The organism is Sphingobium sp. B11D3B (genome assembly GCF_025961735.1).
GTDB lineage: Bacteria > Pseudomonadota > Alphaproteobacteria > Sphingomonadales > Sphingomonadaceae > Sphingobium.
On sequence record NZ_JAOQOF010000001.1, the window covers coordinates 259,207 to 274,784 of the forward strand.

The following is a 15,578-nucleotide window of genomic DNA, read 5'->3' on the forward strand; positions in this document are numbered from 1 at the left end:
ATTTGAGGATCAGCACTATGGCGACCACGCCAGTCACCGACCCGCTCGCACTCGGCTCCATCTGGGCAAGATGTCCAGTCACGCGGCTGGGTGACGGTTCAGCGCATCATTTCTTCGGCTATTATAACAAGCCCGTGTGGAACGCAGCAGGCACGCTGGCGCTGGCGAACCGCGTCGATGCGATGCAAAGCGACCTGGGCCGTCTGGCTGCTGCACAGGTCGGCGTCTTCGACATGACCCAGGATGGCGTCTTCCGTCCTTTCGGCGAGACCACCACCTGGAATTTTCAGATGGGATGCCAGCTCCAATGGCTAGAGAACACAGCATCCAGCGTAGTGTTCAATACGCGAAGCTTTGCGGAACAGGCGCTTTATCCGGATTTCGGGGCGACCGTTCTTGATATTGTCACCGGTGAGCGTCGCGCGCTTCCCCTCCCGATCTATGTGGTCGCGCCCAGCGGCGAATATGCGCTTTGCATCAGCTATGACAGGTTGCAGCTCGCTCATCCGACCATTGGCTATTTCCCCCATAGCGTGCGTCCACCGCTGGATCTCGCGCCACCCGATGATGGCATCCATCGCATGGATATGGCGACCGGTGAGCATCAGCTCGTGATATCCCTCAGGCAACTGCGGGAGTTTGATGCTGTAGCATCGATGGACAAGGCCTTTCACTGGGTCACGCATATGGAAATCGCACCGGGATCTGGCCGTTTCCTGTTCCTTCACCGCTGGACGGAATGCTTTGAAGATGAGACTCGCTGGCTCCATCGCTTATTCACTGCCAATCCCGATGGCTCTGACCTTCGCTTGCTCGAATGTGGCGACCATCCGTTGTCGCCGCCCGGCGCCGCGCCGGAGGGGATTTTCGATTATGAGAAGGCGATCTACCAGCTGTCGCATCCCACCTGGCGAGACGATGATCATGTCATGATCTGGGGGCCGCACGACCATCAGGCGCACTATCATCTCTACACGGACCGGACGGATGAGGTGGAGATCGTTGGAGCGGATTGTCTGACGGAGAATGGTCACATGACCTATTCTCCCGACGGCCGCTGGATGGTGTCGGACACCTATCCTGACGAGGAGGATCATCGATTGCTGATCCTCTACGATACCGTATCGAAACGGCGCTACGATGTCGGCCGCTTCTATACCGATCCCGCACTTGGCAAGGTCAATCGCTGCGATCTGCACCCACGATGGAACCGTTCGGGGGACGCGATCTGCATTGATTCCGTGCATGAAGGCGAACGACAAATGTATGTTGTCGACGTCTCCGACGTGGTCGGTGCGCCGGCTCGAAGCTAGGGAGGTGCAGCCAACCCGGTTGCGATCAGAGGCAGGCATGTCCGGGCGGCCAATCTGGCGTTGGCGCTCCAGCCGGCCCAATTGCCTGCTGCTGGTCGCAATCTGGATCTAGACGTCGCCGCCCACTCAATGGCGGTAATTGGTACTGCGCGAGGCCGGCAATGGCAGTTCTGGGAATTGCTTCGCAGCACCGCCGGTTGGAGCGCTACGGGCGTCTTGCCTGAGCAGGCTGGAGCACGAGCTTTCTTTCATTTTCGTGCTAATTGAACGAGTTGGTCAGCGATATTGATACGTCGCCTATGGTAGTGGTCAACGGCGAGGTGGATCGCATCGGCGTCTGTACTTTGAAGCCGCGCTTCGATCTCATCGAGTTCGCTGCTCACATCGGACAGGATGCTGTCCTCATGCCGTCGATAAGGCGCTATGCGTGCCGCGACATTGCCTAGTGCCCACTCAAGTTCCAGGTCCTCGGTTATGGCGGCGAGGCATCCAAAGAGAAGTGCGGTTCGCTCGGCATTTCCGTCATGGCCGTGCGGGATGAAGGCTGGCCAGGCATCTGTGGCAACTGCGCAAGCGAAAAAGACTAGGCGGCGGTGCCAGTCGATCAGTCCTCGAAGCTCTGTCCCATCGAGTCGCGGAACCTGAAAGCCTTCGCCAGGCGTAGAGTGGACGAGCCTCTCCCCCGTCAACCGATTGAGACTATCGCGGACCGGCGTGATGCTTACGCCCAAATCGCTCGCAAGCCGCGCAGCCTCGAGCCTAAGGCCTGGACGCCAGGCGCCGGCAATCAGCCGACGCCTGATCGCATCATAGGTCGGCTCCAGAACATGGGCCGGACTCACCGCTCAGGCCTGCTGCATATCGTCGAAGGAGGCGAGCATTGCTTCCTGGTCAGGACGCAGCGCGTCGATCGCGCCGATATGGGCTGGGACTTCGTTTTGAAGTAGGATCGATGGGCATTGCCCTTCATAATTGCCAAGATTGGGGCGATGCTGCGCGTAACCCACCAGCGCGGCCAGATCGGCGGGAAAGGCACGGGCGATCTCAGGCGGATAAGCCAGCCACTGATTCTCGTAAGGTTTTAGCCACCCAAGGCTGTATCCGATCACCACCCCCCTGCGAGGCTGACCGGTCATGTTGGCGCCTGCGCCATGCGCCGTAGAACCCAGGAAGCAGATCGCCGCGCCCGGGCCACAGGCCGCACCGATAGGATCGCCGAGATGCTCCCTCGCTAGCCCCGTCGCGCCGTGACTGTTCGGATAGATCAGCGTGGCCCCATTTTCACGCGTGAAGGGCGTGAGTGGCCAGATGACGTTGATCAGATACTCATGTGCGCCTTTCTGGCCTTGCCACATGTCATGATCGCGATGCGGAAGTTGGCGAACTTCGCCCGGATGGATCTCGATCGCCTGGGCCACGTTTAGCTGGATGCGCTCGCAGGCTTGCCCCAACACCCTCTCAACCATGGCTAGAATGCCCGGATGAAGCACCAGCGCGGACGCATAGCGCGAGCGCTTGAGAAGACTCCCAAACCTCTTGGTGCGTTCGCCGTAAAAGCGCCCCTGGCATAGCGGTGTCGCCTCGAACACCGGATCAAGATCGCGATCCAAGGCCTTAATCGTCTCTGGCGGGAGCGCATTGGGAATGATGCAGTAGCCTTGGCTTAGCAATCGGTCGGTCCAGTCCTCGGGGGTGGCGGAGACGGGGAGGGTGGCGGTCATTGCAGCAACCCTCCCATGGCGGTGGCGGTGAGCGTGTGGCGGAGCGGCGCATAGACACCGCTCGCCCGCAGACGGTCAGGCGTATCGTCCTCGATCCGGATATGCAGTCCCGTGAGCCAACGTCCGTCGTGCCGAACGGGCTGGCCAAGAGCTTCGCAGGACCATCCAAATTCCCGAATCTGTTCGAACCAGCTTTGTTCGGCGACGCCGGTATACTCGGTGATGCCACGCGCCAGTGCATGTTCCGCGAGGGCGGTCACGAGTTGGTTACGCGCACTGCGCCGCTCCGACGCTTGCTGATGGCGATCAAGGCAGAAACGCGTGATTTCGCGAATTCTGGTTCCCTTGGGCGGGACGCCTGCGCACAGATGCGGATAGAGGTCGCCTAGAATGTGCGGTCGATCCGTCCGCAGGAGACGCGCAGAGGCGCGATGGGCTGCGCCATCCGCCAGCAGGATCAGATAATAGGCGTCCTCATCGTCGAACTGGTCGATCTCAAAGTCCCCTGCAAGCACGGGCAGATCCCAGCGCAGCAGGTCGACGAACACTTCCCTGCGCGCCCGCCACATGGCCCTCAGCGCCTGGTGTTCATCGATTTGGGTTCGTTCAAACGTCTCCTCCAACATGATGGATCTCCTCGCGATGGTTTGCACGCGCAGGAAATCATCCCATTCGGAGACAGCCCATCCCCATAAATGGGGATAGCGCAGGCGGCGGCTTTCGGTATGGGCCGCCAGTTAATGCACCGCAGGCTTCAACGGTGTGGGCGCCACCGGAAAATGTCGGTGAAGCTGATCAATCCATCAAACAACGCATGCAGGATGAGCGGGCCACGCCGCACGGAATCATAACGCTCTCGGGCATCGTTGATATGTTGTGTGACGGTCTCGCGGCTGATGCCAAGGATCCGCGATATCTCCCAGTCCGTCTTGCCGCGGGCGACCCACAGCACACAGTCGCGTTGGCGCTCGGTGAGTTTGGGCTTTACAGAATGGCTGCCGCAGCCGGACAGCAAGCGGGCACGCTCGAGCGCAACGGCACCCAATGTGTCCGCTACAATCAGCATTTGCTCAGGCAGCGACTGCCCCGGTCCAACGACAAAGCTGCAGGATCCGATCGCCTCACCTGGAAGGTGTCGAGGGACTGTGAATCCGTCGGCAATGCCGTAGCGATAACCGGTCGTGAACATGACCTCTTCCTGCGCTGTCACAGGGATGAGATCGCGCACCTGTTTCCAGCGGAACCCGGTGAGGCTCCGCTCAGCGGCACGGCGGATGGGATCTGTCGCGGCAAGGTTGAAGCCGAGATAGACGTCTGCCCAGCTCGCAGGATAATCGTGCAGCAGGATCGATTTGCCGCACTCACTTCCAGAGCCGATCTCAAGCGAGAGAGCGAAGCGCTGGAACCCCATATCATGGGCAGCCTGGCCCATGGCGTCGTTCAATCCGTCGATTGACGGTGTCCTTATAAGCAGTTCGCCCAGAGTGTCGGCCAGTTCAAGACGCATTTCCCCCTGTCATGACCACGGATGCGCTCCCTTCCCGCAGGCCCGCGATAAGCCTTTCATTCCGATGGACCTCAACAACAGGTCTCACGCCATGCCTCGGCCCGCGTTTTCGCATCCCTCACATGCACATGGTCGCGCAATGTCGATGAGTCGGCGATGCTGTCCTTATATCTCATTTTAGCAGTGAAACGAATTCCGCGATAATTGTGCTCGTCCCGTCATGGGAATGGACTAGTCCTCTCCATCTCGCGCGAAGCTCCTCCCAAGCAAAGAATTTCACTGGAGGCAGGCTGATGCAGGATGCCTTCCGGCATCCTCTTGGCTCTGGGCAGATTGTCTTGCAGTTTTTCACAAGACCCGTGTCCACCGATTTGCCCGTCATCCTCCGGATCAGGCCGAGAATCTACGGTGTCATCCTGCAGTGTGGATCAGCCGGTCAACGCATGCTTTCGCGCGGCAGCGTGGGGTCGCCTGCATCTGCACGACGCCAATACTCTCTGGCGGCGGCGAGCCCGGAATCGGTAAGGGCATAACGTCCGTCGCTGTCCGGCCTGGGTGCGAGCAGGCCGAGACGGATCAGTGGAGCCACGCTGCCGTCCGCAATTGACTCGGCGTCGCGCTTGTCGTCCCGAACCAGCGTCCAGCGTTTGCGGCCGTTCTCGATTGTCAATTCTATCTCATCCGGCGCTTTGGCGTGGGGAATCGGGCGATCGGGGAACAGCCGGGCGACAAGCCCAGAGAGGGCACCGGTCATCGAAATCAGCGTGTTCCGTGCTCTTGGTGGTAGTTCTAGCCATTCGATTGCTGCATCAGGCACAGGGGGCAGCGCCATGCTATCATCAAGGAGCGCTTGCTGACCCGCAACATAGGCCTTCACCATCGCGCGCTCGATCCTGCCGATCGCGTTCTGCGCTAGCCCATATTTGCGAGCCTTGCGATCGTCCGCAATGATGTCTCGTGCAATCTCGCGAAACAGCGCGCGCATCTGTGGTGTCGGACGGGCGACTTTGGCTGTCAGGCCTCGATCGGTCATGACTTTGGCGAGCATCACTTACGAATAGCGCTGGGGACGGTGCTTTAAGTTCACTTGCTCTTTCTCGGCTTTCTTATAACGCCAATCAAGGCAGCGGTGTCTTGCCGTGAGCTACGCTGGACCATCAGGGCAGGGGCCGTCAGACTCCGATCTCGATCTCGGGAGCAATCGGCATCGCGATCTCAGTATAAAGTTCGGTGCCCGGCGCGGCGCGAATGCTCGCGATCAGGCTGTAGCGAACCGTCTCGCTAAGATGGCCTTGAGCAACATTCTCTCGCCACCAGCCTCCCACCGGATAGACGATGATCGCGTCGCGGGACGCCAGCTCGGTCGCTGTTCCTTCCCAAATGTCTGCATGGAGCGATCCGCGGTTTCGCAGCTGGGGGCCTATCGTCCAACCCGTATCAGGCGCCACCCGCTTTGGCGGCCTGGCACCCGCCCGAGCATTGCGCCGACGCAGAAACACGTCGAGCGAATCATCTGCATGCTTAAGGTCAAATCGAAGGCCGTGGCTCGCATAGGTGTGGCGCCGGGACACGCCGCGCTCGCCGGGATTAGGCTCGATGAAGTAGCTGAGCGTGATCCTGAGTTGGACCAGAGCGTCGTCCAGTTCGAGCAGCTTGTGTCTTGGCCAAGGCAACTGATGCACCGCCAGTTCGTCCGTTGCCCCCGACGAGCCGTCTTTCTTGAACGGGGTCAGCTCTTCTTCGGCAACGATGGTCACGTCGTTGTCGAGGCTTCCCAGCGCCCGAACGAGCGATGGTACGCCAAAGCCATAGCGTCGCAGTAGCGCTGTCTTGCCGATGTCCGCCTGATTAGCGCGCATAGCCGCCGTCCATTCCGCAGAGTGAACGATGAGCCCGCGGACAGTCTCAGGCCAAAGCGCCGGCCTATCGGCGAGGATTTGTGCAGCCATGCGCGCGGCAAGCGCGGTGGCGGCGCTCGTGTCTCCGGTTGTGGAGAAGGCGCGCTCGTTGAACCGATGGAACGTTGTTAGGAGCGCAAGATCATCGATGCTGTCCGATTGGCCTGTGCCAGGGTCGACACCGAGATTGCCGCCTTCGAACACCACGTCCGGCTTGAGCGGCCACTCCCGATTCCAGCTGACCGAGGTGCGGCTGCACGGATGGATGTCTCCAGCAGACGCAAGCGCCGCCCAGCCGTTGAAAGCAGGATCCGCGATCACGGTGCGCTCCGTGAAAGCGCCGACTGTCAGGACATTCCATGCCTGCGCAGGACTCTCGATCGGGGTCGTGTCATTATGGGCTGGGTAATCCGTCGAGACGATAGCTTCGCGAATATTGCCTGCTGAAACCGCGAGGAAGCGCGTTACCTCATCTCGTCCGAATGACAGGGCGTCGAGCTTGGCTGACCAGGAAGAGGGGCGGCCGCGCAAGTGATCTCCCGGACTGGTCAGTGCGAGGCAGATGGCGCGCGGGCGGTGAGGCGCCGCGATCTCTGCACGAGAAATCGAGTCGGCGGTGATCGCCCCGTAAAGATCGGGATCGTTGGCGCCGTGGTCCGGCAGTATCTTTACAGATTCCAGTCGATGGCGGACCTCCACAGGACCGTTGCCGTCGAGTACCTCAGTAAGGTCACCGTAGAGCGCAGTGCCCGACATCCGTGTGCCATGGCCGCCATGGCTTTGCAGGCTGGTGTCGCCGACCAGCGCTCCGCCATGGAAGGCGTGCATGTCATCGACATTCAGGAACGGCGCGATCAGCGGATGGGTGATCGTTGATCCGGAATCCAGGAGACACACTGCCGGCGCGTTGTTGTCACAAGGGACCAGGCGGCCGGCAAGGTCATCGCTCCATGCCCGTTGTTCGGCACCATCCATGCCCATGAACAGTGCAGGCGTATCGCGCGCAAGCCGGAGTTCCGCCACGCAATCGGTGTTTGCGATCACGCTGCCCAGCTGCTCGGCCGTCGCTCTGACCACGATCACTTCGCGTTCCGCAAAGCTGAGGCTGTGTTCGCGTGTACTTAGGTCCAAGGCCTGAGACGCAATTTCGAACGCGCCGCGTGTGCCAGAACGAAGCCACGCTTCCCACCAGACAGCATCGCCGGGCGCCGGAAAGAGGTCGGGTTGATCGGTGTAGAAGGACCGGGCGACGGCGAGGCGCGCGGTCTCGATCGACGCAACAAGCAATTCGTTTTTGGGACGGGAAATGACCTCGACCGTCCCGTCTTCCTTGACCTTCTGCCGGATCTTATCCTCGTCACGATAGCTCGCAACTTTCTTGAGATAATAGTCCTTCTGCTTTTCGGGAACGAAGACGGTCGCCCTGATCTGGCCGTCGACGGGCGCACGGACGTTGACAAGTTCGATCGGCAGCTTGCCGCGGCGGTATTCGAGCTTGTCGACGATATCAGCCTGAGCCTCGGGGAGGCTGAACTCGATGTAGAAGCCTTTGGTCCCGGCCTCGAGATTGGCTTGCCGATTTGCGAGCAGCGCTTCGCCCTGCTGAACCGCTAGGGTCAATGCCTGTGTCAAGGCCTCGGCATGTTGTTCGCGGTTGCGCGCAGGCGGACCATCTCCGTTATCACCGCCACCCGGGTGTGCGGTGTAAGCCCGCCGATCGCCGGTTTTCTGCAGATAGATATGCCGATAGGGCCGCGCGGGCTCGTCTGCCATGCTTAGCGGCGTGCCGCCGCTCTCCGTTCGGAGATCGCGGTAAGGATATCGCCGGTATCGACCTTGTCTCTTCCTGAGAGGAGAGCATGCTTGGCAGCGTCGTCGGCAACGCGTGATAGATCAGCCTGACTTAGGCCCTCGGCATCCCTCGCGGCTTGGCCCCAGTCGACGCCGCTCGTCTGGAATGTCGACAGGCGTCCTACCAGAATTGCGAGTGCCACCTCAGGACTGGGGAGCTCATACTCGATCACATCGTCGAACCTGCGGAATAGCGCCGGATCGAGTAGCTCAGGGTGATTGGTCGCTGCGACGATTAGACCTTCGCTGTCATCCTCCTCCAGAAACTGAAGGAAGGAGTTCAGGACACGGCGAATTTCCCCCACATCGTTGCGTTCACTGCGCTTGGCGCCGATCGCATCGAACTCGTCAAAGAAGTAGACGCCGCGCGTTTCGGCCATCGCTGCGAAAACGGTTCGGAGCTTGCTGGCCGTTTCGCCCATGAACTTGGTCAACAGGCCATCCAGAAGCACGGAAAACAGTGGAAGCTTGAGTTCCCCCGCCATTGCGGCGGCCGTCATAGTCTTGCCAGCGCCAGGTGGACCGATCAGAAGCAGTTTGCGCCTTGGTTGCAAGCCATGTTCGCGGAGTCGATAAGCTTGGCGCTGCTCGAGGACCACGCGCTCGAGACGCTCGCGAAGCGCGTTTGGCAGCACCATGCTGGAGAGGCGTGTGTCGGTGTACCGAGCGGCAACCAGGTTCCCCAATTCGCCCCGTGGCTGAACCAGAGGCACAGCCCGTCCTGGCGCCTTCGATTTGGGTCGCGCGCGAGCGTCATCGACCATTTCGCGCATCTGCTGAGCAAGCTTACCATGACCCTGGCGTGCCTCGTTGGCCGCAGCCTGCATGGCCACAGTCAGAAACTGCTCATCATCGCCATCAATATGGCTTTGCAGCAGCGCGACGAGATGTGTGGCCTTAGTCATAAGCGCCGATATGCTATCGAAAATATTACCATGCCATCCACTCGCGCTGTCTGTTGCGGCAACGCTCGGAAATCGCGTCTGTTCGACTGCCCCCAAGTCGCATGGCGATCCTATCGTCGTTGGGCGCGGGTGACAATGAATTGATGCACGGGTGCATGACCTGCCTTAGCGCGCCTTCCGGCTTTTAGGATCATCAACGGTGATAGGCCAGCTGCGACACAAGGCTTGTTGCAGAAGCGGGTAAAGCCAATTTCTCCGCGGTGTCCTCATATCAGGTGCTTTGGTGCCTTGAATGATGGTCCAGCCAGCCTCAGAGAAACGGATTATTGAAACCAATTAGGATATAATAATTCATAAAAACCGTGCCATTTTAGCTGATTCCATTTCGGCCCTCGAAGCATGATTGGCGCGCCACTTTTTCGCATCACTTTTCATGGCCATGTTTGCTATATGGTTGCTGAGAAGAATTACACTTGGGTAAAATAGCATTTTCGTTTTCTTATTCAGGGTGTTAGATTGAATGGGAAGTGTTGTCTGGTACTTCCGGTATCGCCGGAAGTAAAAATAACCATTTAGGTTATTTATTGTTGACATCGTGACGCTCTCTGGTTAGAAGAAGGCATCATCGCAATTCGAATCGCTCGAGCGGGCCGCTCTGACAGAGCCGGCCACCTCGTCATGCGGCGCATTGCGAAGGCTTCTCTCAACAGGATGGTGTTCATGACGCAACGCCCGATCGGTGCGCCGCGACCGCGCATGTCGCGTCCCCGATGCCCGCGCTGGACGATCCAGCGCCGCCGCCAGTTTCTTGCCGTGCTCGCCGAGACATCCAATGTCAGTGCAGCGGCGCAAGCAGTCTCTATGCATCGATGCACGGCCTATGCGCTCAAGGGACGTGATCCGGAATTCGCCCGAGCCTGGAAAGAGGCGCTGGAGCAGGGCTATTCCGACCTCGAACTACATCTCATGCGCCAATCGCTTGACGGGACGATGCGAACCGAAACGGTTATCGATGGCGAGACCAAGGCGGTCAAGCAGGTGCGGACCATCCACAGCTATCCGTTGACGGTGGCAGTGCGATTGCTGACAGCCCATCGGCAGGAGGTGGAATCCTGGCGGCGCGAAACCGAGGCGGCAAGTGGCGCTGGCGATGAGCCGGAAGATCTGGACGGGCTGGATGCCGAACTGGAGGCCATTTGCGAGCGGTTCCTCACGGAGGACGATGGAAAGGAGAATGCCGGGGAGCCGGCAGGTGAATGACGACAGGCTGTCGATGATCGATCGCCTGGCCAGACTGACGCCCGCGCGGCGGCAGCAACTCTTACGGAACTTGTCACTCACCCAACGGCGGCGCTTGACGCAGGCTTGGCGCTTTCGGGCGCGACCTGCGCAATTGCCGCCGCGGGGCGACTGGTTCACCTGGATGATTATGGCTGGGCGGGGCTTTGGCAAGACGAGAGCCGGCGCCGAATGGGTGCAGATGGTGGCCGAGCGCGATCCCACCGCGCGCATCGCTTTGGTTGGGGCGAGCCTGCATGAAGCGCGAGCCGTGATGGTGGAAGGCGAGAGCGGACTGCTTGCCATCGCGACACAAGGCAATGAACCGAAATGGTTTCCGGCCAAGCGTCATTTGCGCTGGCCAAGTGGGGCGTGCGCCATGCTCTACGGCGCTGCGGACCCGGAGACGTTGCGCGGACCACAGCACAGCCACGCCTGGGCAGACGAGATCGGGAAGTGGGCGCGCGGAGAAGCGGCGTGGGACAATCTGGCGATGGGGCTGCGTCTGGGCAATCGACCGGCCATTGTCGCGACCACCACACCGCGCGCCGTGCCACTGATCCGACGTCTGGCAGCCGATCCGCGCGTGGTGGTGACGCGAGGCAGCACGCAGGACAATCGTGGTGCGCTTCCGCAGAGCTTCCTCGCGGAGATGGAACGAAATTTCGGGGGCACGCGGCTGGGGCGACAGGAGCTGGACGGGGAATTGTTGCTCGATCACGAAGGCGCGCTGTGGACGCGGGCGCTCATTGAGACGTGCCGTTTAGCCGGCCTTGTGCCTGAGCGTGCAGAACTGGCGCGTGTCGCGGTGGGGGTCGATCCGCCAGCGAGCGCGGGAGGCGACGCCTGCGGGATCATTGTCGCAGGAATCGATCAGGCCGGCGAGGCAATCGTGCTGGAGGATGCGAGCGTCGAGTGGGCGAGCCCGCAACGCTGGGCACAGGCTGTAGCGCACGCCGCGGAGCGCTGGGCGGCAGACCGCATTGTGGCGGAAGCGAATAATGGCGGCGAGATGGTGCGTACCGTGCTGCGCGGAGCCGACATGACCCTGCCGGTCCGCCTCGTTCACGCGGCGCAGGGAAAAGTGGCGCGAGCCGAGCCGATTGCCGCCGCCTATGAGGCTGGTCGGGTCCGCCATGCCCGACCCTTTGCGATACTGGAGGACCAGTTGTGCGGCTTGTTGATCAATGGGCGTTACGAGGGGCCGGGACGATCGCCTGACCGTGCGGACGCCCTCGTCTGGTGCCTGACCGAACTGCTTTTGAAGACCAATCCGCAGGCGCGGGTTCGATCACTCTAGCTTGTCGCTTCACCCCGTTTCGGGAACGATACGGAAGTGCTTGCTATTGGTTGCAAGCAGGCACAGCATGATCGTCCCATGAAGCTGTCCCCAGGAGCTTCCACGGGTGAACGACATTTTGGAGAAGATTGCCGAGGCATCCAGCCTCCCGCTGCTGTGGCGCGGGATGACGCGCTATTATGCGCGCAACGGTTTCGGCGCGGTCAGCTATTATTGGGTGAAAATCGGCACCAACATGCCGGCGACCCTGCCGCTGCAACATGGCTTCTCCAAAAAGGAGGTGGCGCTCTATTGCTCGTTCGACTTCCAGCGGCTGGATATCGTGCCGCGTGCGGCGCTGGCAGCAGGCGTACCCATCCGGTGGCATGAGGTGTGGGGCAATACCGAATTGACGGTAGAGGAGCGCCAGTTTCTGGAGGCCATGCGGCAGATCGATTTCACCGATGGGTTCTCCTTGCCCTGTTATGGCCCCGGCAATCGCAATGGCGTTGTTGGCCTGGGGAGAATCGCGCCGGGTGCGGACCTGAGCGAAGAGCGGATGACCCAGCTGCATTTTGCGGCGCAAGCGGCGCATTTGCGGATCTGCGGCCTTTTTTCTGAGGAAACGGGGCGGGAACGGCAACTCTCTGCGCGGGAAAAGGAGATCCTGCATTGGGTGGCGCGGGGCAAGAGCAACACGGTGATTGCCGACATCCTCCAGATATCGCCGGGAACGGTCGATACCTATATGCGGCGAATTTACGAGAAGCTGGAGGTGTCTGACCGGACGTCCGCCGCCGTCAAAGGTGTGGGGTCGGGCTTGATCGCGGCCTGATCCATTCCTGCGCGATCGGGGGCGTTGCCGCGCATCGACCGTCGCGACCCATAAGTGAATCTTGCAGCCGCCAGCCGCGACGCTGGCGGCTTTTTCGTGCGCAAGCGAGGAGACGATCAGGTGAAATGGTTTGGACGAAAAGCCGCGTCGACACCGACGCGGCCGCCGCTGGCGCGCGCGTGGCTGGGGCTTGGCTGGGCAGGAGCGGGCGACTGGCCGCAAAGCTATGAGGCGCAGCTCAAGGGGGCAGTGATTGCCAACCCGGTGGCGCAGCGTGCGGTGCGGCTGGTGGCGGAGGCGGCGGGAAGCGCGGCGTTGCACGCGGTGGCTGCCAAGGAGGGGGATGCGCAAGCGGCCCTGGCGCTCGTGCAGCGGCGCGTGGCGGGGCAAAGTCTCATCGAGACGCTCGCCGCGCATGTGCTGCTGCATGGCAATGGTTACGCACAGATTGGCCATGGCGCCGATGGTCTGCCCGCGACCCTCTATGCCCTGCGCCCCGAACGGGTGACAATCGAGCAGGATCGCGCCGGCTGGCCCGTGGGCTATCGCTACCGGGCGGGCGATAGCGAGATGCGCTATGCCAGCGAGGACGCGGCGGGGCGGACTGCGGTCATCCATGTCAAAGCGATCAACCCGGCAGACGATCATTATGGGCTAGGCTGCCTGGGCGCTGCAGCGGGTGCGGTGGCGATCCACAATGCGGCGACGCAGTGGAACAAGGCGCTTCTCGACAATGCGGCGCGGCCATCCGGCGCCCTCATTTATGCGCCGGGCGATGGCAGCGTGCTCGCGCCCGAGCAGTTCGCCCGGTTGAAGGCCGAACTGGAAGGCGCATTTCAGGGTGCGGACAATGCGGGGCGGCCGATGCTGCTGGAAGGCGGGCTGAACTGGCAGTCGATGAGCCTTTCCCCGCACGACATGGATTTCGTGGCGCTAAAGGCAGCGGCGGCGCGGGACATCGCGCTCGCCTTCGGTGTGCCTCCCGTGCTGATTGGGATGCCGGGGGACAGCACCTACTCGAATTATCGGGAGGCCAATAAGGCGCTGTGGCGGCAAAGCGTGCTGCCGCTGCTGGCCAAACTGCTTGGCGCGCTCGGGCAGGGGCTGCGCGACTTCTGGCCCGAACTGGTGCTGGAGGTCGATCTCAACCGCTTGCCCGCGCTCGCCGAGGACAGGATGCTGCTGTGGGACCGGATCGAGAGGGCGGATTTCCTCTCGACCGAGGAAAAGCGCGCGATGCTGGGGCTGGACGCCACGCGCGCATGAGCGCCGGGACCGTGCGGTTCGCCGGCTATGCGGCGATCTTCGACAAGATTGATCAGGGCGGCGATGTCATCGCGCAGGGTGCCTTCTCGGCCAGCCTCGCGCGCCGTGCGGCGACAGCGCTGCCGCTGCTCTGGCAGCATCGGGCGGGCGCGGTGATCGGGCGGATTGATCATGTCGCGGAGGACGCACGCGGGTTGCGGGTGATCGGTACGATTAGTGCGGCCGGGCCGACAGCGGATCAGGCGAAGGCGCTGCTGCGCGATCGCCGGATCGAGGGATTGTCCTTCGGCTATCGCGTGGTGGCGGCGCAGGGCCATCAACCCCGACGGCTCGATGCGCTCGATCTGGTCGAGGTGAGCCTGGTGACTCACCCGATGCAGCCGCTGGCGCGGGTTCACGCGGTGGAGGCTGGCTGACAGCGCGCGCCGATTTTCTGGATGTTCGAGGGGCCGACTGCGGCCCCTTTTTTGTTTTTGACCGTAGGAGAATGACGCAATGCAGGACGTGGAAACCAAAAGCCTTGAGGAGAGCTTCGACGCGATCCTGCAGGCAGACCGGCTGACGGGCATGGAAGCCCGGATGGACGCCTTTGACGAAGCGCTGCGCAAGCAGGCCGAGCGGGCGATGGCGCTGGCCGGTCGGCCGCCGCTGGATGGCGCCAAGGGCAGCGATGTCGACCCGGCGCGCGCGGCCTTTACCGACCGCTATCTGCGGCGCGGCATCGAGGCCGGTGTGGAGCTGAAGAGCTTCTCGGGCGCGAGCGGCGGCAGCGGTGGCTATGCGGTGCCGCGCGAGATCGACCAGATGATCGACGCGGCGCTCAAGTCGATTTCCCCGATCCGCGCGGTGGCCAATGTGGTGCGTACGGGGTCGGCGGGATACCGCAAGCTTGTGACGACCGGCGGTGTCGTATCCGGCTGGGCGGCCGAGACGGCAGCGCGACCCGAGACGGCGACCCCCACCTTCCAGGAAATCGCGCCGCCCTCCGGCGACCTTTACGCCAATCCGTCGGCCAGCCAGGCGATGCTGGACGATGCCCAGTTCGATGTGGAGAGCTGGCTCGCCGAGGAAATCGCCCGCGAGTTTGGCCGGGCCGAGGGCGCGGCATTCATCAATGGCGACGGGACGAGCAAGCCCAAGGGCTTCCTGACGTATGCCACCACCAATCAGGCGGATAGCGTTCGTCCGTTCGGATCGCTGCAATATGTCGCATCCGGGGCAGCGGGCGGCTTCCCGGCCAGCAATCCGCAGGATCGGCTGATCGACCTCGTCCAGTCGTTGCGGGCGCCCTATCGGCAGGGCGCGGTGTTTGTGATGAATGCCGCGACGCTGGCGACGATCCGCAAGTTCAAGACCAGCGACGGGGCATTCCTGTGGCAGCCGAGCATGATCGCGGGCCAGCCGGCGACGCTGCTTGGCTATCCGGTGATCGAGGCCGAGGATATGCCGGACGTGGCCGCCAACAGCCTCTCCATCGCCTTCGGCAACTTCGCCAATGGCTATGTGATCGCCGAGCGCAGCGAGACGAGCATTCTGCGCGATCCCTTCACCAACAAGCCGTTCGTCCACTTCTACGCAGTGAAGCGGATCGGCGGCGCGGTCGCCAACAGCGAGGCCATCAAGCTCATGAAGTTCGCCGCCTCCTGAGGAGGCCCTGATCGGCGAACCGATGAGGGGCGCCATGCCGGTCTCTCCCCGCCGGCATGGCGCCTTTTCTCATGTTTG

14 protein-coding genes and 1 pseudogene are annotated in these 15,578 nt (G+C 61.9%); 8 read left to right on the top strand and 7 right to left on the bottom strand.

From position 1 onward, the window contains the following. Positions 1 to 17: 17 nt before the first annotated feature. Positions 18 to 1,313 carry a hypothetical protein gene (locus M2333_RS01240; protein WP_264610603.1) on the top strand — a complete coding sequence of 432 codons (1,296 nt, stop codon included), beginning with the start codon at positions 18 to 20 and terminating at the stop codon, positions 1,311 to 1,313. Between the two features lie 272 nt (positions 1,314 to 1,585). After that, a complete protein-coding gene (locus tag M2333_RS01245) occupies positions 1,586 to 1,759 on the top strand; it encodes a hypothetical protein (RefSeq protein ID WP_264612654.1) in 174 nt (57 codons plus the stop codon). A 252-nt stretch (positions 1,760 to 2,011) separates the two neighbouring features. On the opposite strand, the pseudogene M2333_RS01250 reads toward M2333_RS01245, so the two are convergent. From M2333_RS01250 to M2333_RS01280, 7 genes and pseudogenes are all read right to left on the bottom strand, one after another. Continuing rightward, positions 2,012 to 2,155 (bottom strand): annotated as a pseudogene (locus M2333_RS01250) (GntR family transcriptional regulator); the annotation flags it as partial. A gap of 3 nt (positions 2,156 to 2,158) precedes the next feature. Beyond that, positions 2,159 to 3,034 carry a phytanoyl-CoA dioxygenase family protein gene (locus tag M2333_RS01255; protein ID WP_264610604.1) on the bottom strand — a complete coding sequence of 292 codons (876 nt, stop codon included), beginning with the start codon at positions 3,032 to 3,034 and terminating at the stop codon, positions 2,159 to 2,161. Continuing rightward, a complete protein-coding gene (locus M2333_RS01260) occupies positions 3,031 to 3,660 on the bottom strand; it encodes an acyl-homoserine-lactone synthase (RefSeq protein ID WP_264610605.1) in 630 nt (209 codons plus the stop codon). Before M2333_RS01260 ends, M2333_RS01255 begins: the two co-directional genes overlap by 4 nt. 128 nt (positions 3,661 to 3,788) lie before the next feature. Continuing rightward, a complete protein-coding gene (locus M2333_RS01265; protein ID WP_264610606.1) occupies positions 3,789 to 4,541 on the bottom strand; it encodes a LuxR family transcriptional regulator in 753 nt (250 codons plus the stop codon). Positions 4,542 to 4,977: 436 nt separating this feature from the next. Next, positions 4,978 to 5,589, bottom strand: coding sequence for a hypothetical protein (locus M2333_RS01270; protein ID WP_264610607.1), 612 nt, complete (start codon positions 5,587 to 5,589; stop codon positions 4,978 to 4,980). A 124-nt stretch (positions 5,590 to 5,713) separates the two neighbouring features. Next, positions 5,714 to 8,212 carry a S8 family peptidase gene (locus tag M2333_RS01275; RefSeq protein WP_264610608.1) on the bottom strand — a complete coding sequence of 833 codons (2,499 nt, stop codon included), beginning with the start codon at positions 8,210 to 8,212 and terminating at the stop codon, positions 5,714 to 5,716. A 2-nt stretch (positions 8,213 to 8,214) separates the two neighbouring features. Next, the gene (locus tag M2333_RS01280; RefSeq protein WP_264610609.1) at positions 8,215 to 9,195 is read right to left on the bottom strand and encodes an AAA family ATPase; all 981 of its coding nucleotides are present in this window, start codon (positions 9,193 to 9,195) and stop codon (positions 8,215 to 8,217) included. Between the two features lie 720 nt (positions 9,196 to 9,915). On the opposite strand from M2333_RS01280, the gene M2333_RS01285 reads away from it, so the two are divergent. The 6 genes from M2333_RS01285 (at position 9,916) to M2333_RS01310 (ending at position 15,500) form a co-directional block, all read left to right on the top strand. Next, on the top strand, positions 9,916 to 10,455 hold the full coding sequence (locus M2333_RS01285) for a hypothetical protein (RefSeq protein WP_264610610.1): 540 nt from the start codon (positions 9,916 to 9,918) through the stop codon (positions 10,453 to 10,455). A gap of 13 nt (positions 10,456 to 10,468) precedes the next feature. Then, positions 10,469 to 11,773, top strand: coding sequence for a DNA-packaging protein (locus tag M2333_RS01290; protein WP_413716515.1), 1,305 nt, complete (start codon positions 10,469 to 10,471; stop codon positions 11,771 to 11,773). 106 nt (positions 11,774 to 11,879) lie between these two features. Continuing rightward, a complete protein-coding gene (locus M2333_RS01295) occupies positions 11,880 to 12,587 on the top strand; it encodes a helix-turn-helix transcriptional regulator (protein ID WP_264610612.1) in 708 nt (235 codons plus the stop codon). A 120-nt stretch (positions 12,588 to 12,707) separates the two neighbouring features. Continuing rightward, positions 12,708 to 13,853: a phage portal protein gene (locus M2333_RS01300; RefSeq protein WP_264612536.1), complete on the top strand. Its 1,146-nt coding sequence runs from the start codon at positions 12,708 to 12,710 to the stop codon at positions 13,851 to 13,853. Continuing rightward, positions 13,850 to 14,269 carry an HK97 family phage prohead protease gene (locus M2333_RS01305; protein WP_264610613.1) on the top strand — a complete coding sequence of 140 codons (420 nt, stop codon included), beginning with the start codon at positions 13,850 to 13,852 and terminating at the stop codon, positions 14,267 to 14,269. Before M2333_RS01300 ends, M2333_RS01305 begins: the two co-directional genes overlap by 4 nt. A 79-nt stretch (positions 14,270 to 14,348) precedes the next feature. Beyond that, on the top strand, positions 14,349 to 15,500 hold the full coding sequence (locus M2333_RS01310; protein WP_264610614.1) for a phage major capsid protein: 1,152 nt from the start codon (positions 14,349 to 14,351) through the stop codon (positions 15,498 to 15,500). Positions 15,501 to 15,578: the final 78 nt, after the last annotated feature.